Origin of the sequence: Jiangella ureilytica (assembly GCF_004348545.1) — a bacterium.
GTDB classification, from domain to species: Bacteria; Actinomycetota; Actinomycetes; order Jiangellales; family Jiangellaceae; genus Jiangella; species Jiangella ureilytica.
This window is the reverse complement of record NZ_SMKL01000094.1, coordinates 1-20,533: the sequence shown is the minus strand read 5'-3', so window position 1 is coordinate 20,533 and position 20,533 is coordinate 1. Positions and strand designations below refer to the sequence as shown.

Sequence of the window (20,533 nt, the reverse complement as noted above, 5' to 3'; positions counted from 1 at the left end):
GGCGTCGGCAGCGCGGGCCGGGGCGTGGCCGCGGGGGCGGCGGGACGCTCCTCGCGAGCGGCGGCGAGCCGGCGGTTGAGCGCTTCGCGCAGCTGAGCCCGCGAGCGCCCGGCGATGGTGATCTCGTTCTTCGCCCGCTGCTCCGGCTTGCCCGGACGGGGCGAGGACGGCGTGGCGGCGAACCGGCGCCGGGCGACGGTGGAGGGGCGGCTCGGCGACTGCGCGGCGACGCTGCTCGACCGGGGCTGGAGGTCCGGCTGGACGGGCGGCTCTGCCGGCGTGGCCGGCTCGCGCCGCGGGATCGCCACTGTGGGCGGCGACGGCTCGACCGCCCGCGACGGCTCGACCGCCCGCGGCGGCTCGACCGCCCGCGGCGGTCCACTCACCGGCGGCGCGCTGACCGGCGCCGGCCGAGCCGGCAGGGCCTCCGCCGACGGCGCGACCCGCGGCCGGGGCGGCTTCACCGGCGCGAACCGGCGCTTGAGGGCGACCCGCAGCCGGACCCGGGCGCGGTCGGCGATCGCGAGCGTCGCCAGTGCGCCCGTGACGCCGACGACCAGGGTCGCGACGGCACGCAGCTCGGCCGGCACGCGGGCCAGCGACCACCAGCCCTCGAACGTCGCCAGCGCGGCGACGCCGGACACGACGGCCGCCACGACGATGCCGCTGCGGTGCGGGCGCGGGACCTCGGGCGCGGGCTGCGTCTCCCACAGGATCAGCGCGCCCATGGCCGCCAGCGCGAACCCCAGCACGCTGCCGAGCCCGCCGAGGTCGGCGAGCCCCATGATGAGGCCCGCCGTCACGAGCAGTCGCGACGGCAGTCCCGCGCGGTCGCGGCGGCGCGCCGGGAGCCAGGCGATGATGCAGCCGAGACCGATCAGCAGGACCACGCCCGCCAGGGCGAGGTGGGTGCTGTGGTCGGCGTCGAACATATCCGACATTCGACCATGAAGATGGCCCGTGGCGCAGCCTGGACGCCGCGCGTCTAGTCTTCGGGTGTGCTCATCTCCGCGGCCGTCTGCCCGTATCCGCCGCTGATGGTGACCGGCATCGGCCGGCCCGGCGACGTGAGGATCGACGACGTCCGGGCGGCCTGCTGGTCCGCTCTGGACGATCTGCGCTCCGCCAGCCCCGACGTCCTCGTGGTCGTCGGCCCGGGGGAGTCGACCGCCGACGAGGCGTCGCGGTCGGGCAGTTTCGCCCCGTATGGCGTCGACCTGACGGTCGCCCTGCCGGGTGACGACCCCCAGGCCGGCCCGGACCTCCCGCTGTCGGTCAGCGTCGGCGCCTGGCTGCTGCAGCGCGACGGGTGGGACGGAGAGGTGTCGGCGGCGACGGTGGCACTCGACGCGGCCGACGGCGACTGCGTCGACCTGGGGCGGCGGCTCGCGGGCCGGGCCGACCGCGTCGCGCTGCTGGTCATGGCCGACGGGTCACCGCTGCGGTCCGACACCACCCCGCAGGCCCTGCGCGCCCGGGCCCGGGCCTACGACACCGCGCTGGCCGACGCGCTGCGCGACGGCGACCCGCAGCGGCTGCTGGACCTCGACGCGGCGCTGGCCGCGGAGGTCGGGTCGCCGGGGCGGAAGGCGCTGCGGGTGCTGGCGGGCGCCGCCGACGACGAGCTGTTCGACGCCGAGGTGCTCTACGAGGACGCCCCGTACGGCGTCGGCTACCTGGTCGGCGTCTGGGAGCGGCACGGCTGACGGCGCGACGGCGCCGGCCACCCGCGCCGCTCCATTGACCGACGGCGTCAGGCCGGCTTGTCGTTCTCGCCCTTCTCGCCGTCGAGGCCGTCGATGAAGTCGCGCGCCTTGTCGTCGACGCCCTCGAGGTGCTCGCTGTACTTGCCGCCGGTCTTGTCGTCGATGAAGTCGGTGGCCTTGTCGACGCCGTCGCCGACCTTGTCAGCGTTGCCGGAAATCAGGCCGGTGACCTTGTTCTTGATCTCGTCGAAGCCCATGATCGGCACTTCCCCTCGTTGACGTGGGCCGTCGAGCCGCCCCTTGCGACCCGAACCGCACCCCCACGGACGTTCATACCCCCAGGCAGAACGGCCCGCAACGCGTTCAGACATTCCGCCGTCGTGGCAGACTCGGCGGGTGAGCGAGCACGTCACCGTCGTCGCCGTCGTCGGACCCACCGCGGCCGGCAAGAGCGATCTCGCCGTCGACATCGCACTGCGGCTGGGCGGCGAGGTCGTCAACGCCGACTCCATGCAGCTCTACCGGGGCATGGACATCGGGACGGCGAAGCTCACCGTCGACGAGCGCAGAGGCGTCCCGCACCACCTGCTCGACCTGTACGACGTCACCCGCCCGGCCACCGTCGCGGAGTTCCAGCAGCTCGCGCGCGACGCGATCGACGACTGCCGGGCGCGCGGCGTCACACCGGTGCTGGTGGGCGGCAGCGCACTCTACGTCCGCGCGGTGCTCGACCGGTTCGAGTTCCCGGGCACCGACCCCGAGGTCCGCGCGCGCCTCGAGGACGAGCTGGCCGAGGTGGGCGCCGCCGCACTGCACCGGAGGCTCGCCGGCCACGATCCCGCCGCCGCGGCCGCCATCCTGCCCAGCAACGGCCGGCGCGTGGTCCGCGCGCTCGAGGTCATCGAGCTGACGGGGCGTCCGTTCACGGCCACGCTGCCGCCGCGGCGGTACCACTACGACGACGTCGTGCAGATCGGCCTCGACGTGCCCCGCGACGTCCTCGACGAGCGCATCGAGCTGCGCGTCGACCGCATGTGGCAGCAGGGGCTGGTCGACGAGGTCCGTCTGCTGGCGGCCCAGGGGCTGCGCGAGGGGCCGACGGCGAGCCGCGCGCTCGGCTACGCGCAGGTGTTGGCCTTCCTCGCCGGCGAGCTGACCGAGGAGGCGGCGCGCGACGAGACCGTGCAGGCCACGCGCCGGTTCGCCCGCCGCCAGCACGGCTGGTTCGGCAAGGACGACCGCATCGGCTGGGTCCCGTTCGACGCCGATGACCGGTTGGAGCGCGCTCTGACCTACCATCGTCGGTCGTGAGCGGCATCTCCTTCGTCAAGGGCCACGGCACGCAGAACGACTTCGTGCTGATCCCCGACGCCGACGGCACCCTGGCCGGCCGGCTCGACGAGAAGGCGGTGCGACGCCTGGCGGACCGGTACGCGGGCATCGGCGCCGACGGCGTCATCCGCGTCACGCGCACCGAGACCTCCGCCGAGGTCCGCGCGGTGGCCGACGAGGCCGAGTGGTTCATGGACTACCGCAACGCCGACGGCTCCGTTGCGGAGATGTGCGGCAACGGCGTACGCGTCATGGCCCGCTACCTGTGGGAGAACGGCCTGGTCGACGGCTCGGTGCTGACGGTGGCCACGCGCGGCGGCGTCCGCACGGTGCACGCCGAGCCCGACGGGCGGCTGACCGTCGAGATGGGCCGGGCCAAGCCCGCCGCCACCCGGCAGCTGGCCTTCGTCGCCGCCGGGGGGCGCACGTGGGAGGCCACTCCCGTGCGGGTGCCGAACCCGCACGCCGTCGTCTTCGTCGACGACCTCGACGATGCCGGGCCGCTCACGTCGGCGCCCGGCCTGCGCCCGGCCGCGGTGTTCCCCGACTCCGCGAACGTCGAGTTCGTCGTCGGGCGTGGTCACAAGCACATCGCCATGCGGGTGTGGGAGCGCGGCGTGGGCGAGACCCGCTCGTGCGGCACGGGCGTGTGCGCCGCCGCGTGGGCGGCCATGCGGCGCGACGGAGCCGGCGCCGGCGCGCGCTACACCGTCGACGTGCCCGGCGGCCAGCTGGTCGTCACCGAGCGCCCGGACGGCGAGCTGCTCCTCACCGGGCCCGCTGTGCTGGGCCTTCGCGGCACGGTCGAGCTCTGAAACGCGCTGTGACCTAGATCACAGCATCCTGGGAGACCCGGAGGACGTCTCCTTCAGTAGAAGGAGCACGACGTCAGTCTCGCGATCGATGCGCACCACGTGCCGGCGGGCCTAGCGTGGTGTACGTGGCGGCAACGGGGCCGGCCGCGCGCCTGACGAGAGGCGGTGCCCATGGGTGGGACGCACAAGCAGCGACGCGAGGCCGTGTTGCAGGAAGTGGCCCGGCGCGCCCAGGAGCGCTCGACGGGCAAGGCCGAGCGACGGGCCGCCACGCTGCGCGCCGCGGCGAAATTACGGTGGGCGGCGTCCACCGGGTCGAGCTATGGTCGTTCTTGAGGCATTCCCCGTCGGAAGCAGGAGCATTGAGCAATAGTCCAGGCCACGCATACAACCCCTATGACGACTCCGCCGAGCTGCCGGAGGTCGAGGAGTTCGACCACCTCGACGGCGACACCACCGGGGACTACGACCTGGACGAGCGCCATGCGCTGCGTCGTGTGGCGGGCCTGTCGACCGAGCTCGAGGACGTCACCGAGGTCGAGTACCGGCGGCTGCGACTCGAGCGGGTCGTGCTCGTCGCGGTCTGGCCCGGCGGCTCGTTCACCGATGCCGAGAACTCCCTCGCCGAGCTGGCGGCGCTGGCCGAGACGGCCGGCTCGCAGGTGCTCGAGGGCCTCGTGCAGCGTCGTCAGCACCCCGACAACGCCACCTTCATCGGTTCCGGCAAGGTCCAGGAGCTGCGCGAGGTCGTGCAGGCCCATGGCGCCGACACCGTCATCGTCGACGGCGAGCTCTCCGCGTCGCAGCTGCGCAACCTGGAGGACAAGGTCGACGTCAAGGTCGTCGACCGCACCATGCTGATCCTCGACATCTTCGCCCAGCACGCGAAGAGTCGCGAGGGCAAGGCGCAGGTCGAGCTGGCCCAGCTCGAGTACCTCTCCCAGCGGCTGCGCGGCTGGGGCGCCAGCCTGTCCCGGCAGGCCGGCGGCCGGGCCGGTGGCGCGGGCGGCGGTGTGGGTACCCGCGGTCCCGGCGAGACGAAGCTCGAGACCGACCGCCGGCGCATCCGCACCCGGGTCACCAAGCTGCGCCGCGAGCTCGCCGGCATGCGCGTCGCCCGCGACACCAAGCGGGCCGACCGGCGCCGGCACGCGGTGCCCGCGGTGTCCATCGTCGGCTACACCAATGCTGGCAAGTCGTCGCTGCTCAACCGCCTCACCGGCGCGGGCGTGCTGGTCGAGGACGCGTTGTTCGCCACCCTCGACCCCACCGTCCGCAAGTCGCAGACGCAGGAGGGCCGCATCTACACGCTGGCCGACACCGTCGGGTTCGTCCGGCACCTGCCGCACGAGCTCGTCGAGTCGTTCCGGTCCACGCTCGAAGAGGCCGGCGACGCCGACCTGCTGGTCCACGTGGTCGACGGCTCGCACCCCGATCCCGAGGGCCAGCTGACGGCGGTCCGCGCGGTGCTCGCCGACATCGGCGCGGGCGGCGTCCGCGAGATCGTCGCCGTCAACAAGTCCGACACCGCCGACCCCATGGTCATCGCCCGGCTGCTGCGCAACGAGCCGCACGCGGTCGCCGTCTCCGCGCGCACCGGCGCCGGTATCGACAAGCTGCGGGCGCTCATCGAGAGCGAGCTCCCGCAGCCGCCGGTCGAGATCGACGCGCTGGTGCCGTACGACCACGGCGAGCTCGTCGCGCGCGTGCACACCGTCGGCGAGGTGCTGTCGCTCGACCACGAGGCCGACGGCACGCGCGTGCGCGCCCGCGTCCCCGAGTCGCTGGCCGCGGCGCTCGAGCCGTACGCCGTCGCCGCCCGCTGACCGTCGCCCGTCAGTCGTCGAAGCGCACGGTGACGAAGCGCGGGCGGTAGATGGTGACGTCCTTGTAGTGGTCGGTGTTGACGAACGTGTTCACGTTGTACGAGACGACCAGTCCGCCGTCGCGGTCGACGTGCGGGTGGGCGTGGGCGTTGTACGTGAACACGTTCTCGTCGCCGTAGCTGCCGCTCGCGCCGGTCTCGGGGGTGGTGTACACCACGGTCTTGTCGGTGAACGGGCCGTACGGGGTGCACGAGGCGTAGGCGACGATGTCGGCGCTGAGCGGCACGGTGGTGTCGTGGGTGACCAGCAGGTACCGGCCCTCGTGGCGTGACACGCTGTACTCGTTGCCCACGCCCGCCATGACCCGCACGGAGTCGGCCTCGTTCGCCGACCAGCCCGTGGCGGTGCGGTACTGCCAGGCGCCGAGCAGGCTGGTGCCGAACACCCGGGCGACGTGCAGGTACTTCTCCGAGCCGAGGTCCTCGACGCCGTAGACGTAGGTGTACGCGCCGGCGCGCCGGATCGCCGACGCCCACGAGACGCCGGCGCCGGACGGCAGCGGGTGCACGCTGAGCGGCTCGTCCGGGTCGGCCGGCGAGAACCGGGCCAGGACGTTGCGGTTCCAGCGCCAGTCCCAGGCGCCGGGTCCGAACCGCTCGTACTCCTGGTAGGTGCCCTCGATGACGCCACGGGTGGCGTGCGCGTCGCCGGCCCAGAACCAGTGCGAGTCGTCGACGGGCGGCAGCAGCGGCTCGGGGTCGTCGGCGCTGCCGCGGTAGACCGTGCTCAGCTCGTCACCGTCCTGGACGACGAACGAGTTGTTGATGAACGGGGTCTCGCCGCCCTCGTCGGTGACCGGCGAGCGCCCGCCGTCGGCGTCGACCCGGCCGAGGAACGTGTCGGAGAAGACCCAGAAGACGCGGCCGTCGGGCAGCGGGACGGAGTAGGTGCCGTCAGCGCCGGTCCAGTCGTCCAGGGCGGTGTTGTCGTTGCCGTACGTGGTGAACGTGCTGTTCAGCTCGGCGTCGGGGGTGGCGCTGACGGGCCCGGGCACCTCGGCGCACCGGCCCGCGCTGGCTGAGCCGGGCGAGCCGGGCGCCGAAGGTGCCGGTGACTGGACGGCGGTCGCAGTGGCGACCCCGCCGAGGGTGAGGGCCAGGGTGCTGGACATGACAACGCGATAACCGGGACGGAGTGCCATGTAAGAGTTCTAGTCATTAGATGACTTTCTGTCCAGATGTCACCCAGTTGTCGCGCCTGTCCTGATCTCAGTCCTGCTGGACGCGGCCGCCCAGGTGGGTGGCGAGGAACCGCTCGGCGGCGGCGTAGAACCGCTCGCGGTTCTCGGGCTTGGCCAGGCCGTGGCCCTCGTCCTCGAAGAGCAGGTACTCGTGGTCGAGGCCCTTCTCCTCGAGCGCGGCGACGATCTGCTCGGCCTCGGCGACCTTGACCCGGGGGTCGTTCTTGCCCTGCGCGACCAGCACCGGGATGGTGATCTGGTCGACCTTCGACAACGGCGACCGGTCCCACAGCATGTCGCGCTCGGTCTCGGGATTGCCGACACGGGTGTGCATGAACGCGATCTGCGGCTTCCAGTACTCCGGGATCGACGCCAGCAGCGTGAGCAGGTTGGACGGGCCGACGATGTCGACGGCGCAGCGGAACACCTCGGGCGTGAAGGCGGCGCCGGCCAGCGCGGCATACCCGCCGTACGAGCCGCCGTAGATGCCGACCCGCTCGGGGTCGATGACCCCCTGGCCGGCCAGGTGGTCGACGGCGTCGAGCAGATCGGTGTGCATGGCTCGGCCCCACTGCTTGTTGCCGGCGTTGCCGAACGCCTTGCCGTAGCCGGTGGAGCCGCGGAAGTTCACCTGGACCCCGACGTAGCCGCGGTTGGCGAACCACTGCGCCTCGGGGTCGTAGCCCCAGGTGTCGCGGTGCCACGGACCGCCGTGCACGTCGAGCACGGCCGGCAGGTGGGTGCGCTCGACGCCGCGCGGGAAGGTGAGGTACCCGTGGACGGTGAGGCCGTCGCGCGCGGTGAACGAGAACGGCTCCATCTCGGCGAGGTCGTACTGCTCGAGCTCGGGCCGGTGCGAGAACAGGAACTCCAGCTCGCCGGAGTCGCGGTGGTAGCGGTAGTAGCGCACCGGGCCGTCGGACAGCTGGTCGTGCACCAGCCAGGTGCGGTCGTCGCGGACCGGGCGCGAGATGCCGACCTCGCCGCGCAGCTGGGCGCGCAGGCGGTCGACCTCGGCGCCGAACTCGGGGTCGAGGTAGGTCCAGGTCAGGCGCTCCTTGAGGAACATGACGGCCTGCGGCTCGAGCGTCTCGGGGTGCCGCGCGGTGCCGGCGACGTCGTACTCGGGGTCCTCGGCGAGCACGGTCTCCTCGCCCGTGGCGAGGTCGACGCGGAGCAGCCGGGCGGCGTTGACCCCCACGCTCGACGAGAGGTACACGACCGAGCCGTCGCGGCTGAAGCCGCTGACGCCGGTGGTGAGGAAGTCCTCGGAACTGATCTCGAGCCACGGCTCGTCGGTGCCGTCGTCGCCGCGCCGGTAGACGACGGCGCCGCCCTCCTCGGTCATGGCGACGCCGCCGCGGATCCGGTGGTCGGAGTCGATCAGCCACTCGGCGTACCCGGGGTTGACGGCGATCTTCGTCAGCTCGCGGGTGGCGAGGTCGAGGCGGTAGACGTCGTGCAGCTCGGGGTTGTCGGCGTTGAGGCCGACCAGCATGGACGTCGGGTGCCAGCGGTTGTGCCCCAGGAGCTGCGCCGTGACCTTGTCCTGCGGAGTGACCAGGGCGGCCTCGCCGGTCTCGAGGTCGAGCGCGTAGAGCCGCCAGTCCTCGTCGCCGTCGGTGTCCTGCAGGTACACCAGCGTGCGGTCGTCGTGGCAGAACATGAACGTGCGCACGCCGCGGTCGCGGTCGTGGGTGACCGGACGGGCCGCGGCGGGGTCGTCGGCGGGCCCGACCCACACGTTGAGCACGCCCTCGTCGGGAGCGACGAAGCCGAGCCTGGAGCCGTCGGGCGACAGCGAGGGGAGCAACCGCTCGGGGTTGCCGAACAGCACGTCCCGGGGGATCAGCGGCACCGCGTCATACGTCATTCCGGCATTCCATCACGCCCCTCGGACAGGGTCGAGACAGGCCGGTGCCGGGGCTGTGGACAAGCGCTTTCCGGGGTGGCGGGGCGTGTAGTGTCGGGGCGGTGAGCGAGGGCGATGTGACGGTCGAGAAGTTGCTGACGGCGGCCGTCGGAGCCGTCGGCGGTTCCGAACGCCCTGGTCAGGTCGAGATGGCCGAGGCGGTCGGCGAGGCCGTCTCCGAGGGCAGGCACCTGCTGGTCCAGGCCGGCACCGGAACCGGGAAGTCGCTCGCCTACCTCGTGCCGTCGCTGCTGCACGCCGACGCCTCCGACGGCCCGGTCATCGTCGCGACGGCCACCCTCGCGCTGCAGGCGCAGCTCGTCGACCGCGATCTGCCGGCGCTGGCCAAGGCGGCCGAGCCGCTGCTGGGCCGGTCGCCCAAGTGGGCCACGCTCAAGGGCCGGGCCAACTACGCGTGCCTGCACCGCGTCCGCGACGGCGCACCCGACGACCAGGGCGAGCTGGTCCCCGTCGAAGAGCTGGCGGCCGGCAAGCTGGGCGCCGAGGTGCTGCGCGCCCGCGAGTGGGCCGAGTCGCAGGCCGCGTCGGGCGGCACGGGCGACCGCGACAAGCTCGAGCCCGGCGTCACCGACCGCGCGTGGGCGCAGGTCTCGGTGTCGTCGCGCGAGTGCCTGGGCGCCTCGCGCTGCCCGTACGGCAGCGAGTGCTTCGCCGAGGTGGCCCGCGCCCGGTCCGACGGCGCCGACGTCGTCGTCACCAACCACGCCCTGCTCGCCATCGACGCGCTCGAGGGGCTGCCGGTGCTGCCCGACCACGACGTCGTGGTGGTCGACGAGGCGCACGAGCTGGCCGCACGGGTCACCAGCGTGGCGACGGCCGACCTGTGGCCGGGCGTCATCGACCGCGCCGCCACGCGCTCGCGGGCGCACGTCGACGACGGCGACGCCGAGGAGCTGCGCGCGGCGGGCGAGCACCTGCGCCAGGCGCTGCTCGACGCGCCGGTGGGCCGGCTCGACACCGTGCCGGAGCGGCTGCTGGGAGCACTGGTCGAGCTGCGCGACGCCGCCCGCGCCGTGCAGTCCGGGTTCTCCGGCTCGTCCCGCGAGGAGCGGGCCGCCGACGTCGAGGCGGCGCGGCGGGCGGCCAAGACCATGGTCGACGACGTGTTCGGCACGGCCGAGCGGCTGGTCGCCAACAGCGAGCACGACGTCCTGTGGGTCGAGGACCGCGAGCGGGTGGGCCGGTCCTTGCGCGTGGCGCCGCTGTCGGTCGCGGGGCTGCTGCGCGAGCGGCTGTTCGGGCAGAACACCGTCGTGGCGACGTCGGCGACCCTCGAGCTGGGCGGGTCGTTCGACGCCGCGGCCGGGGCGTTCGGCCTGCAGGGCGAGGGCGCGCCGCCGTGGCGCTCGCTCGACGTCGGGTCGCCGTTCGACTACGGCAAGCAGGGCATCCTGTACGTCGCCCGCGACCTGCCGACGCCGGGCCGCGACGGGCTGCGGCCCGAGGTGGTCGACATGCTGGTCGAGCTGATGGCGGCGGCCGGCGGGCGCACGCTGGGGCTGTTCTCCTCGCGGCGGGCGGCGCAGGAGGCGGCCGAGGCGGTGCGCAAGCGGCTGCCCGACATCCCCATCCTGTGCCAGGGCGACGACGTGGTGGCGACGCTGCTGCGCACGTTCGCGGCCGACGACACGACGTCGCTGTTCGGGACGCTCTCGCTCTGGCAGGGCGTCGACGTGCCGGGCGGGGCGTGCCAGCTGGTGGTCATCGACCGCATCCCGTTCCCGCGCCCCGACGAGCCGCTCGCGTCGGCGCGGCAGCGGGCGGTCGAGAAGGCGGGCGGCAACGGCTTCATGTCCGTCGCCGCCACGCACGCGGCGCTGCTGCTGGCGCAGGGTGCCGGGCGGCTGATCCGCAGGTCGAGCGACCGTGGCGTGGTGGCCGTGCTCGATCCGCGTCTGGTGACCGCCCGGTACGGCAGCTACCTGCGGGCCTCGCTGCCGCCGATGTGGTTCACGACCGACCAGTCCGTGGTGGTCGGCGCACTCCGGCGGCTCGCAACGTCGTCGTAGCCTCAGATCCGGCGCATGACCGCGACCACGCGGCCGAGGACGGTGGCGTCGTCGCCGGGGATGGGCTCGTAGTCGTCATTGTGCGGCAGCAGCCAGATGTGGCCGTCGCGCTTCTTGAACGTCTTCACCGTCGCCTCGCCGTCGATCATGGCGGCGACGATCTCGCCGTTCTCGGCGACCGGCTGCTGCCGGACGACCACCCAGTCGCCGTCGCAGATGGCGGCGTCGACCATGGACTCGCCGACGACGCGCAGCATGAACAGCGTGCCCTCGCCGACGAGCTCGCGGGGGAGCGGGAAGACGTCTTCGACCGCCTGCTCGGCCAGCACCGGACCACCGGCGGCGATGCGGCCGACCATCGGCACGTACGACGGCGTGGGCAGGTTGCTCTCTTCGTCGATCATCGCGGCCCGGGTGAAGTCGCCGGGCGCGGTGCCGGGCGGCAGCACCTCGAGCGCGCGCGGGCGATGCGGGTCGCGGCGGATGTAGCCCTTGTTCTCGAGCACGCCGAGCTGGTGGGCGACGCTGGACGGGCTGGAGAGGCCGGCGGCCTGGCCGATCTCGCGCATGCTGGGCGGGTAACCGCGACGACCCACCGACTCGCGGATGACTTCGAGCACCTTGCGCTGCCGCACCGTGAGGTCGGCCGGGTGCTGATGTGTCTCCGGGAAACTGTGCACCGAGGCGCCGGCTGCTGCTTCGCCGCGCTCCTCGTCGTCGTTCTTGGCCACCACGCCACCTCCGGTTGTCATGTCGGTCGGTGCGACGACGCATTCGCAGCATCCGTTCGAAAACGCGTCACACGGTCGAGTGATGGCCTCACATTAGCCCGAATGCACGACACGATCAAACATCTGTTCGAACGTGTCTCGACTTTGTCAGTGGCAGCGTGTACAACGTTTCGTACAGTCGTTCTATCGAACGGTTGTGCGACATGGACCGGAGGCTGACATGGCGACGACGACCTACATCCCGCCTTTCGAGACCCGCACGCGCGTGGTGATCGAGCCCGAGCGTGCCGACGAGCCGCCGCGCCGGCACGTGGCCCGGCGCCGCCCGTCGGGCCGCCCCGCGCCGCTCGTGTGCGCGGGCTCCGCGGAGCCCTCGCTGCACGGCGCCCGGCTCACCCGGCGCGGGCGTGTCGTGGTCGCGTTCGCCTGGCTGCTGCTCATCGTCGCCGGCGTGCTCGCGTTCGCCCGCCCCTGGGACGGCGGCGAGGCGGGTTCCGGTGCGGCGGTCGTCACGACGGTCGAGGTCCGGGGCGGCGACACCCTCTGGGAGCTCGCCACCGACGTCGCCCCCACCGCCGACCCGCGCGAGACGGTCGCCGCCATCATGGAACTGAACGACCTCTCGTCCGCCGGCGACATCCGCCCCGGCGACACCCTGAAGATCCCCGCCGCTCACTGACGCCCGAGGGTCGTCGACGGGGCACCGCCTCCGTGTCCCCATGACGACCTTCGGCGTGGCGCGCACGTCCGCCGGGCGAGCTGCCGAGTTGGTCGGGCCCTGCTGTCTCGATCGTCGAGGACGCGGCGGCGCACCTCGAGTCCGCGCCCCGCTGTGGTGTTGCTTCGTGGGTGCTTCCGGCGCTTGGACTTGCGGCGCGCCTCGAGTCCGCGCCCGCTGTGGTGCTGCTTCGCGGGCGCTCCCGGGGCTTGGGTGTGACCTGCGCCGCCGCGGCCTCGCTCTCCACGGCACCAGGCCCCTCCCCGGGATGGCCCCCTGGCGTCAGCCCCGCTGGTGGTGGGTCGCGCGGGCCGCTGACGGCTGCGTCGTGGTGTCCGGCAGGTGGTCCCGCCGTGGTCGGGCCGTGCGGGCCGCTGACGGCTGCGTCGTGGTGTCCGGCAGTCGGCTCCGCCGTGGTCGGGCCGTGCGGGCCGCTGACGGCTGCGTCGTGGTGTCCGGCAGTCGGCCCCGCTATGGCGCGGTTCGCGCCGGCCTCGCGGTTGATCATGGAGAAGCGGGGCTTCCGTAGCGCTCAGAGCCCACCCTTCTCCATGATCATCAACCTTTCGTGCTGCCCCGACGCCCCGACGACACGAAGGGTTGATGATCATGGGCGTCCACCGTCAGCGGCCGGCGGGGCAGGGCCACGGCGGGACCAACTGCCGAACACCACAGCGGAACCGTCGGCGGCCAACGGAACTGCACACCAGCGGGGCCTGGGGCCGGGGCCGTCTTCGGGGCGGCCCCCTGACGCTGCGTGAACGGGGGCGCGGGAGGCCGGGTCAGGCGGTCTCCCCATGCGCGAAGCGCCGCCGGTCCGCTCGAGGCGGTCTCCCGCGCCGCCGACGATGGCGAGCAGCAGGGGGCCGGCGCACTGGGCAACTCGGGCAACGCCAAGCCCGGCCAACGCCAAGCCCGGCCAACGCCGAGACCGACCAACCACAACATCGTGGGGTCCACCTCCGTCCACAGCTCGCGCGTCGCTCCGCCGTCCACAACCCGCACGCCGACCGCGAACCGCCGCCGCCGAAACCCCGAAACCCCTGCTGGCCTGCAAGAACACCCCGCCCACCCCGGACCACCTGCATCGACGCCGAACCGGCGCCACGGCGGAGCGACTCGCCGACACCGATGATCGACTCATCCGTGACCAGCGGCTTTGAAACACCCACCCGCGACTCGGGCGATTCGGTTGCAGCGGCGCCTCGGACCGACGTACGGTACCCCTACATGTAGTAGTTACACGGGTGTAAGCTGTCCACAGATTGTGGTCGAGAGTCCACAGATTGTCCCCATCTCGTCCACAGCTTCAGCCACAGGGTCCCGAGTAGAGGAGGTGCGAGATGCACTGTCCGTTCTGCCGTCACGCCGACAGCCGGGTGGTCGACAGCCGCACCGCCGACGAGGGCACCGTCATCCGGCGCCGGCGTCAGTGCCTCGCCTGCGAGCGCCGGTTCACCACCGTCGAGCAGCTGACGCTGGCTGTGGTGAAGCGCTCGGGCGCGACCGAGCCGTTCAGCCGCGAGAAGGTCGTCGCCGGGGTTCGCCGCGCGTGTCAGGGCCGGGGCGTCAGCGAAGACGACCTGGCCAGGCTGGCGCAGCGGGTCGAGGAGCAGTTCCGTGCACAGGGGAGTGCCGAGATCCCCAGCCGCGAAGTGGGCCTGGCCATCCTGGTCCCGCTGCGCGAGCTGGACGAGGTCGCGTACCTGCGGTTCGCCAGCGTGTACCGCGACTTCGACAGCCTGGACGACTTCGAGAACGAGATCGCGACACTGCGGGCCGACCGCGAGCAGGCGCAGCGTCGCCGCGACGAGGACTCCACTCTCACCGTCGCGGAACCGTGAGCCGGTAGCAACATCCAGCACGACAACCGAATGAACAGGCCCGGATACACGGGTGAAGCCGGGGGAAGTGAGGAAGGTCCATGACGGAAACGGTGAGCGGGCCGAGCCGAGGCAGTGCGGGCAGCAAGGCCGCGGCACGTACCAAGAGGGCACGGGGCTTGAGCGTCGGGCGCATCTACACCACGGCCGGTGTGCACCCGTACGACGAGGTGACGTGGGAGCGCCGCGACGTCGTTCAGCAGAACTGGAAGACCGGCGAGACCGTCTTCGAGCAGAAGGGCGTGGAGTTCCCCGACTTCTGGTCGCTGAACGCGTCGACCATCGTCACCACCAAGTACTTCCGCGGCGCCGTCGGCACCGACGTGCGCGAGTGGAGCCTGCGCCAGCTCATCGACCGCGTGGTCAAGATGTACCGGACGTCCGGTGAGGCCGAGGGCTACTTCGCCACGCCCGACGACGCCGAGGTGTTCGAGCACGAGCTGACCTGGATGCTGCTGCACCAGGTGTTCAGCTTCAACTCGCCGGTGTGGTTCAACGTCGGCACGAAGTCGCCGCAGCAGGTGTCGGCCTGCTTCATCCTGTCCGTCGACGACTCCATGGACTCGATCCTCAACTGGTACCGCGAGGAGGGCATGATCTTCAAGGGCGGCTCCGGCGCCGGCCTCAACCTCTCGCGCATCCGCTCCAGCAAGGAGCTGCTGTCCTCCGGCGGGACGGCGTCGGGCCCGGTGAGCTTCATGCGCGGCGCCGACGCCTCGGCGGGGACGATCAAGTCCGGCGGCGCCACCCGGCGGGCCGCCAAGATGGTCGTGCTCGACGTCGACCACCCCGACGTCGAGGAGTTCATCCAGACGAAGGCGCGCGAAGAGGACAAGATCCGCGCGCTGCGCGACGCCGGCTTCGACATGGACCTCGGCGGCGCCGACATCGTCTCCGTCCAGTACCAGAACGCCAACAACTCCGTCCGCGTCAACGACGAGTTCATGCGCGCGGTCGAGTCCGGCGGCGAGTTCGGGCTGCGCGCCCGCATGACGGGCGAGGTCATCTCCACCGTCGACGCCAAGAAGCTGTTCCGCGACATGGCGCAGGCGGCGTGGGAGTGCGCCGATCCCGGCATCCAGTACGACGGCACCATCAACGACTGGCACACCAACCCCGAGACCGGGCGCATCACCGCGTCGAACCCGTGCTCGGAGTACATGAGCCTCGACAACTCCAGCTGCAACCTCGCCAGCCTCAACCTGATGAAGTTCCTGCAGGCCGACGGGAGCTTCGACGGCGTCACCTTCGCCAAGGCGGTCGAGCTGATCATCACGGCGATGGACATCTCGATCACGTTCGCCGACTTCCCGACCGAGGCGATCACCGAGACCACCCGCGCCTACCGGCAGCTCGGCATCGGCTACGCCAACCTGGGCGCGCTGCTCATGGCGTCGGGCCTGGCCTACGACTCCGAGGGCGGCCGGGCGCTGGCCGCGGCCATCACGTCGCTCATGACCGGCGCGGCCTACAAGCGCTCGGCCGAGCTCGCCGGCGTCGTCGGACCGTACGACGGCTTCGCCCGCAACGCCGAGGCGCACGCCCGGGTCATGCGCAAGCACGCCGCCGCCACCGACGACCTCCGCTCGGTCGCCACGCTCGACGCCGACGTCCGCAGCCTCGCCACGAAGGTGTGGGCCGAGGGCAACAAGATCGGCGAGAAGAACGGCTGGCGCAACGCGCAGGCCTCGCTGCTCGCGCCCACCGGCACCATCGGCTTCATGATGGACTGCGACACCACCGGCATCGAGCCGGACTTCTCGCTGGTCAAGTTCAAGAAGCTGGTCGGCGGCGGCTCCATGCAGATCGTCAACCTGACGGTGCCGAGGGCGCTCAAGAAGCTCGGCTACACCGACGAGACCATCGAGGCGATCGTCGAGTACATCGCCGAGCACGGCAACGTCGTCGACGCCCCCGGCCTCAAGCCGGAGCACTACGAGGTGTTCGACTGCGCCGCCGGCCAGCCGCGGGCCATCGAGCCCATGGGCCACGTGCGCATGATGGCCGCCGTCCAGCCGTTCCTGTCCGGCGCCATCTCCAAGACGGTCAACATGCCGGAGTCGGCGACGGTCGAGGAGATCGAGGACGTCTACCTGCAGGGCTGGAAGCTCGGCCTCAAGGCGCTGGCCGTCTACCGCGACAACTGCAAGGTCGGCCAGCCGCTGTCCGACGCCAAGGCGAAGGGCGCCGACAAGGCGTTCGACGCTGCCGCCGAGAAGGACGTCGTCGTCGAGTACCGGCCGACCCGCCAGCGGCTGCCGAAGACCCGGCCGAGCCGCACCACGTCGTTCACCGTCGGCGGCGCCGAGGGCTACATGACCGCGGGCTCCTACCCCGACGACGGCCTCGGCGAGGTGTTCCTCAAGCTCGGCAAGCAGGGCTCGACACTGGCCGGCATCATGGACGCCTTCTCGATCGCCATCTCGATCGCGCTGCAGTACGGCGTGCCGCTCGAGACCTACGTCGAGAAGTTCACCAACATGCGCTTCGAGCCGTCCGGCATGACCGACGACCCGGACGTGCGCATGGCGCAGAGCGTGGTCGACTACATCTTCCGCCGCCTCGCGCTCGACCACCTGCCGTTCGAGTCGCGCGCCGCGCTCGGCATCTACACGGCGACGGAGCGGGCCCGCCAGCTCGACACCGGCGAGTACACCCCCGACTCCTCCGACGTCGAGGTCGAGGTCGACACGTTCCGCCAGTCGGCCCCGGTGACGCCGCAGGTCGAGGCCAAGCCGGTTCCGGCGCCCGAGGTCGCGTCGGCTCGCCCGGCTCCGGTCGAGGCGCACACCTCCGCCGAGCTGCTCGAGGTCATCCAGGGCACCAGCACCGACGCGCCGCTCTGCTTCACCTGCGGCACGAAGATGCGCCCGGCCGGCAGCTGCTACGTCTGCGAGGGCTGCGGCTCCACCAGCGGCTGCAGCTGAGGGTAGGCAACCAGCTATATCCCCTAGCGGAGGTTGTCATCCCGAACACGAACTGAATCTGCGTAACCGAACACGATCCCCTGAGGTGAGTGACGACGAGTCCACGATCGACAACAAGGCTGGCCCGGCCCCTCAAACCGAGGGGCCGGGCTATCGGTGCGTCCACGACCGCCCAGAACGGACTCGTCGTGCCGTCTCGCGTGGCGGGAAGCACTGTCCTCGGGCCGACCCGGTTGTCGGCTCAAGCTGATCTCATGAAGCGGGCCGAACAGGCCCAGACAAGAACTCGAGGCCCGGTCCTGGCAGACCGGGCCTCGTGGGCATCGACCGAGTGGCCGAGTGCGGGCGTTCGCCGCAATCAGACCACCCCCGGTGCCAGCTTGTCCATCTGGCACGCGGGGGGAGGTGACGAGAGATGACCGCCGCTGACGCGTTGACGCAGACGCCGAAGCAGAAGTGATCATCGGCGGCTCTCCCTGTGGGGAAGCCGCCACCCCGGCCGCACCAACCGGCGCGACTTGGCATCTCTGCAACCTCAAGGAGGCCCGCCGCGAAGCGGACCGTGGACAGCTCGTTCACCAAGCTGGACGAGAACCTCAACCTCGACCCGTTCGTGCGCCTGAAGGCGCAGAACATCCACAACACCATCCGCGATGACCTCACCAAGGCCGGGCTGATCGCGGGCAGCTTCCTCCAGGGCTCGTTCGCCCGCAAGACCATGCTGAAGCCCCTCAAGGACGTCGACATCGTGTGTCTGCTCCCGGCCTACATGTGGGAGCTGCTGCGCGGCCCCGACGGTCCCGGCAAGGCCATGGAGTCGTTCAAGGCCCCCGTCGCGGAGCGGTGGCCCGGAGTCCAGTTCGACATCGGCGACGAGCCGTCCGGCAAGGCACTGCGTGTGACACTGCCCGACGTCGACTTCACAATCGACCTCGTGCCCGCGTTCGACCAAGAGGGCAGCTACGTCCTCATCGGCGACCGGTTCGAGGGCACGTGGGAGCCGAGCAACACGCGCATCCAGCTGAAGAAGGTCTCCGATCGGGAATCAGGCCACCGGCGGCCGGTTCGTGCACCAGGTGCGCGAGGCCAAGGAACTGACCAAGAACGACGAGGGGCTCGAGTTCGTCTCCGGCATCGTGGTGGAGTCCCTGGCATACGCCGTGATCGGACAGCAGGTTCCGGACAAGGTCGCAATCGCGCTGTTCCTCGAGCACGCCAAGGAGGCGGTGAAGGGTCCGGTCCTGGAGCCGGCGGGTGAGGACGACGTCACCGCGAAGTGGACTTACCAGGAGCGGCAGACGGCCGCGCGGGTATGCCCAGGCGTCCAGGAAGGCGGCCGAGGCGCTCGCCTTCGAGCGCGCGGGGGACATGGACGCGGCCATCGACGTGTGGCACTCGCTGTTCGGAGACTCGTTCCCGCTGGCCCCGCACCGGTCGGTGCTGAACGCGCTTACTGCGCTCGCGGCGGGCAGCCTGACCACCACCGGTCGGCCGAGCGCCACCCAGGTGGGTCAGCAGCTCTCCGCGCCCGGCCGCTCGTGGTCAACAAGCCAGCAGCCCAACAGCCATCCGATGACCCGCGCGGCGACGGTGTTCGGGAACTCGAGCGAGTGATCCTCTCGCTGAACGACGTGCTGGAGGACCCGACGCGCACGCGTCGGGTCCTCCAGCACGAGCTCTACGGCATCGCCGTTGACCGGGTTCTCGAACCCCGGTCCGGCGGCGTCGTTCTCGACATGACGTGCGTTCCGCTGCCCGAACTCGCCGTTGCCAGGTACAACAGCGAGCGTGCTCGGGTCAGCATCCGACCCGACGGCGCCATCTACTCGTTCCCGCTCGGGCCAGATCGGACCTGGCACCACCGCTACCCGTCTCCGCTCGGCAAACAGTTCGGCCACCTGGGCGGCGAGCTGTGCCTCTGGTACCCAAAGGACCCGCGGTGGCTGCGCTGGGAGTGGGACGACGGAGTCGAGCAGTACGTCACCCGCGTTTACCGGCACGTGTTCTACGAGGAGTACTACCGGCGCGAAGGCCACTGGCCGGTCGAGGACGCTCCACACGATGACCCCGTCGCCGGCGAGCACCCCATCCGCAGCGCCTTCATGTGCAAAGAGGAGCACCGGTGGGCATCCTGACCGTTCAACTGCTCACCCTCGGCGCCGGCACGGGTGCGACCGCCACATCGAGTGACGGCGACTCGACGAACGCCTGGGTCGTCATCGCGCTCACGCTGCTCGGCTCCTCGGTCATCGCTGGGCTCATCACCAGCGTGCTGGGCAACCTGCGCGCTGCGGCGGCCGCGAGGCGTGAGGGGTACGCGAACGCGGTCCGGTCGTTGATCGCCCGTGGCGAGTACCCGTATCGCGTACGGCGCCGAGTGTCCGACGAACCCGACGTGCTCGCCGCCCTCGTCGGCAGGGGACACGACCTCCAGGAGCAACTCGCCGCCTGCCGCACGTGGGTCAACTCCGAACACCGGGCCCTAGGCGAGCTCTTCGACAAGGCCCTCGCCGACATCGACGCCAACGTGAAACAGGCGACAGCGGACGCCTGGAACCAGGCGCCGATGGCGACCGCTAGCGGGATGAACCTCAACGGCTGGGGCCCTGGCGACCAACGGCCGCACCTTGCACGCCTTGAGCGCGCGATAGCCTACCGCTTTGGCTGGCGCCGACTACTGCCCCGGAAGCTCTGGCACCTCGAGCCCTGATGCGAAGTAGACAGAAGGTGCGCCGAAACTGGGTAGTCCGGATGCGATCCGCCGCAACTACGGTGGCTTTGACGAGTAAGCCCGCGTCAGGGCCACCGTCCGTGCGAGGGAGAACTCCCATGGCAAACCAGGTCAAGGTCCGACAACCACCCGCGACTCTGGACCTTGGCGTCGTCGAACGAGCCCTCGGAGAGCCTCCGCTGGGCATCAACGGCAGGACCACATCCCGGCGCCGTACATCACCATCGACGCCGCATCAACGCCGCGACCCGACGACGAGACGGCCAATGGATCGAGACGGCGGCCAAGGGAGTGTGGGGCGGATCACTACGCGGCTTGTCGGCAGCTGTTCGAGCGCTGGGCTACGACGTCCAACAGGCGCGTGGCCGCGGCTGGCTTCAAATGCCCGCCGAGGACGTCATCGCCGTCTACGAACGCACCAGCCCCGGTGTGCGGCCGACGCCAGGCAGCCACTTGGCGGAGCTGTCAGGTCCCACGAAGTCGCGTGGGCCCTGACGCACCCGACGTCTTCGGCATCACCCGCGGCAGCGCACGCCCTGCCCGACCGCTCGGAACCGCTACTGGCAGAGGGATAGCACGTGACCCGTCGGATGCCGAATCAGCGGGGGGATACCGCCGATCACCTAGGTCCAGCTGAGGCCTGTTTCGCAGCGGCGGCGGCCGCGGGGATCATCCCCGCGGC

At 71.5% G+C, this 20,533-nt stretch carries 16 protein-coding genes and 1 pseudogene; 12 read left to right on the top strand and 5 right to left on the bottom strand.

The genetic code is table 11. The annotated features are described in order from the left end of the window. Nucleotides 1–932: pseudogene (locus tag E1212_RS26580) on the bottom strand (hypothetical protein); the annotation flags it as partial. A 66-nt stretch (nucleotides 933–998) separates the two neighbouring features. On the opposite strand from E1212_RS26580, the gene E1212_RS26575 reads away from it, so the two are divergent. Continuing rightward, nucleotides 999–1,706, top strand: coding sequence for a class III extradiol ring-cleavage dioxygenase family protein (locus E1212_RS26575; protein WP_131988124.1), 708 nt, complete (start codon nucleotides 999–1,001; stop codon nucleotides 1,704–1,706). A gap of 47 nt (nucleotides 1,707–1,753) precedes the next feature. Here E1212_RS26575 and E1212_RS26570 read toward each other — a convergent pair whose 3' ends face one another. Further along, nucleotides 1,754–1,963 (bottom strand): antitoxin, encoded by a 210-nt coding sequence (locus E1212_RS26570; protein WP_131988122.1) that lies wholly within the window; start codon nucleotides 1,961–1,963, stop codon nucleotides 1,754–1,756. 139 nt (nucleotides 1,964–2,102) lie between these two features. On the opposite strand from E1212_RS26570, the gene miaA reads away from it, so the two are divergent. From miaA to hflX, 3 genes are all read left to right on the top strand, one after another. Continuing rightward, nucleotides 2,103–3,017 (top strand): tRNA (adenosine(37)-N6)-dimethylallyltransferase MiaA, encoded by a 915-nt coding sequence (gene miaA / locus E1212_RS26565; protein WP_203417273.1) that lies wholly within the window; start codon nucleotides 2,103–2,105, stop codon nucleotides 3,015–3,017. Continuing rightward, complete coding sequence (dapF, locus tag E1212_RS26560) at nucleotides 3,014–3,853, top strand: diaminopimelate epimerase (protein WP_131988120.1); 840 nt, start codon at nucleotides 3,014–3,016, stop codon at nucleotides 3,851–3,853. The genes miaA and dapF overlap by 4 nt, the downstream gene beginning before the upstream one ends. A 413-nt stretch (nucleotides 3,854–4,266) precedes the next feature. Beyond that, entirely contained in the window at nucleotides 4,267–5,679 is a 1,413-nt protein-coding gene (gene hflX / locus E1212_RS26555; protein ID WP_203417274.1) for a GTPase HflX, read from the top strand. Between the two features lie 10 nt (nucleotides 5,680–5,689). On the opposite strand, the gene E1212_RS26550 is transcribed toward hflX, so the two are convergent. Both E1212_RS26550 and E1212_RS26545 read right to left on the bottom strand, forming a co-directional pair. Further along, the gene (locus E1212_RS26550; protein ID WP_131988116.1) at nucleotides 5,690–6,850 is read right to left on the bottom strand and encodes a DUF4185 domain-containing protein; all 1,161 of its coding nucleotides are present in this window, start codon (nucleotides 6,848–6,850) and stop codon (nucleotides 5,690–5,692) included. A 97-nt stretch (nucleotides 6,851–6,947) separates the two neighbouring features. Continuing rightward, on the bottom strand, nucleotides 6,948–8,792 hold the full coding sequence (locus tag E1212_RS26545) for a S9 family peptidase (protein WP_131988114.1): 1,845 nt from the start codon (nucleotides 8,790–8,792) through the stop codon (nucleotides 6,948–6,950). Between the two features lie 101 nt (nucleotides 8,793–8,893). On the opposite strand from E1212_RS26545, the gene E1212_RS26540 reads away from it, so the two are divergent. Continuing rightward, the gene (locus E1212_RS26540; protein ID WP_131988112.1) at nucleotides 8,894–10,861 is read left to right on the top strand and encodes an ATP-dependent DNA helicase; all 1,968 of its coding nucleotides are present in this window, start codon (nucleotides 8,894–8,896) and stop codon (nucleotides 10,859–10,861) included. A 2-nt stretch (nucleotides 10,862–10,863) separates the two neighbouring features. Here E1212_RS26540 and lexA read toward each other — a convergent pair whose 3' ends face one another. Then, on the bottom strand, nucleotides 10,864–11,613 hold the full coding sequence (gene lexA, locus E1212_RS26535) for a transcriptional repressor LexA (RefSeq protein ID WP_131988110.1): 750 nt from the start codon (nucleotides 11,611–11,613) through the stop codon (nucleotides 10,864–10,866). Nucleotides 11,614–11,812: 199 nt separating this feature from the next. Between lexA and E1212_RS26530 the strand changes: the two genes are divergently transcribed. The 7 genes from E1212_RS26530 (at nucleotide 11,813) to E1212_RS26505 (ending at nucleotide 19,830) form a co-directional block, all read left to right on the top strand. After that, nucleotides 11,813–12,271 (top strand): LysM peptidoglycan-binding domain-containing protein, encoded by a 459-nt coding sequence (locus tag E1212_RS26530; protein WP_131988108.1) that lies wholly within the window; start codon nucleotides 11,813–11,815, stop codon nucleotides 12,269–12,271. A 1,382-nt stretch (nucleotides 12,272–13,653) separates the two neighbouring features. Further along, nucleotides 13,654–14,154, top strand: a complete 501-nt coding sequence (gene nrdR, locus E1212_RS26525) for a transcriptional regulator NrdR (protein WP_131988106.1) — start codon at nucleotides 13,654–13,656, stop codon at nucleotides 14,152–14,154. A gap of 80 nt (nucleotides 14,155–14,234) precedes the next feature. Continuing rightward, nucleotides 14,235–17,120: a vitamin B12-dependent ribonucleotide reductase gene (locus E1212_RS26520; RefSeq protein ID WP_131988104.1), complete on the top strand. Its 2,886-nt coding sequence runs from the start codon at nucleotides 14,235–14,237 to the stop codon at nucleotides 17,118–17,120. 562 nt (nucleotides 17,121–17,682) lie between these two features. Beyond that, nucleotides 17,683–18,378, top strand: coding sequence for a nucleotidyltransferase domain-containing protein (locus E1212_RS30175; RefSeq protein ID WP_203417272.1), 696 nt, complete (start codon nucleotides 17,683–17,685; stop codon nucleotides 18,376–18,378). Nucleotides 18,379–18,488: 110 nt separating this feature from the next. Then, nucleotides 18,489–18,734 (top strand): hypothetical protein, encoded by a 246-nt coding sequence (locus tag E1212_RS30170; RefSeq protein ID WP_203417271.1) that lies wholly within the window; start codon nucleotides 18,489–18,491, stop codon nucleotides 18,732–18,734. A 17-nt stretch (nucleotides 18,735–18,751) separates the two neighbouring features. Beyond that, entirely contained in the window at nucleotides 18,752–19,255 is a 504-nt protein-coding gene (locus E1212_RS26510) for a hypothetical protein (protein ID WP_162605640.1), read from the top strand. Next, nucleotides 19,243–19,830 carry a hypothetical protein gene (locus tag E1212_RS26505; RefSeq protein ID WP_203417270.1) on the top strand — a complete coding sequence of 196 codons (588 nt, stop codon included), beginning with the start codon at nucleotides 19,243–19,245 and terminating at the stop codon, nucleotides 19,828–19,830. Before E1212_RS26510 ends, E1212_RS26505 begins: the two co-directional genes overlap by 13 nt. Nucleotides 19,831–20,533 lie beyond the last annotated feature (703 nt).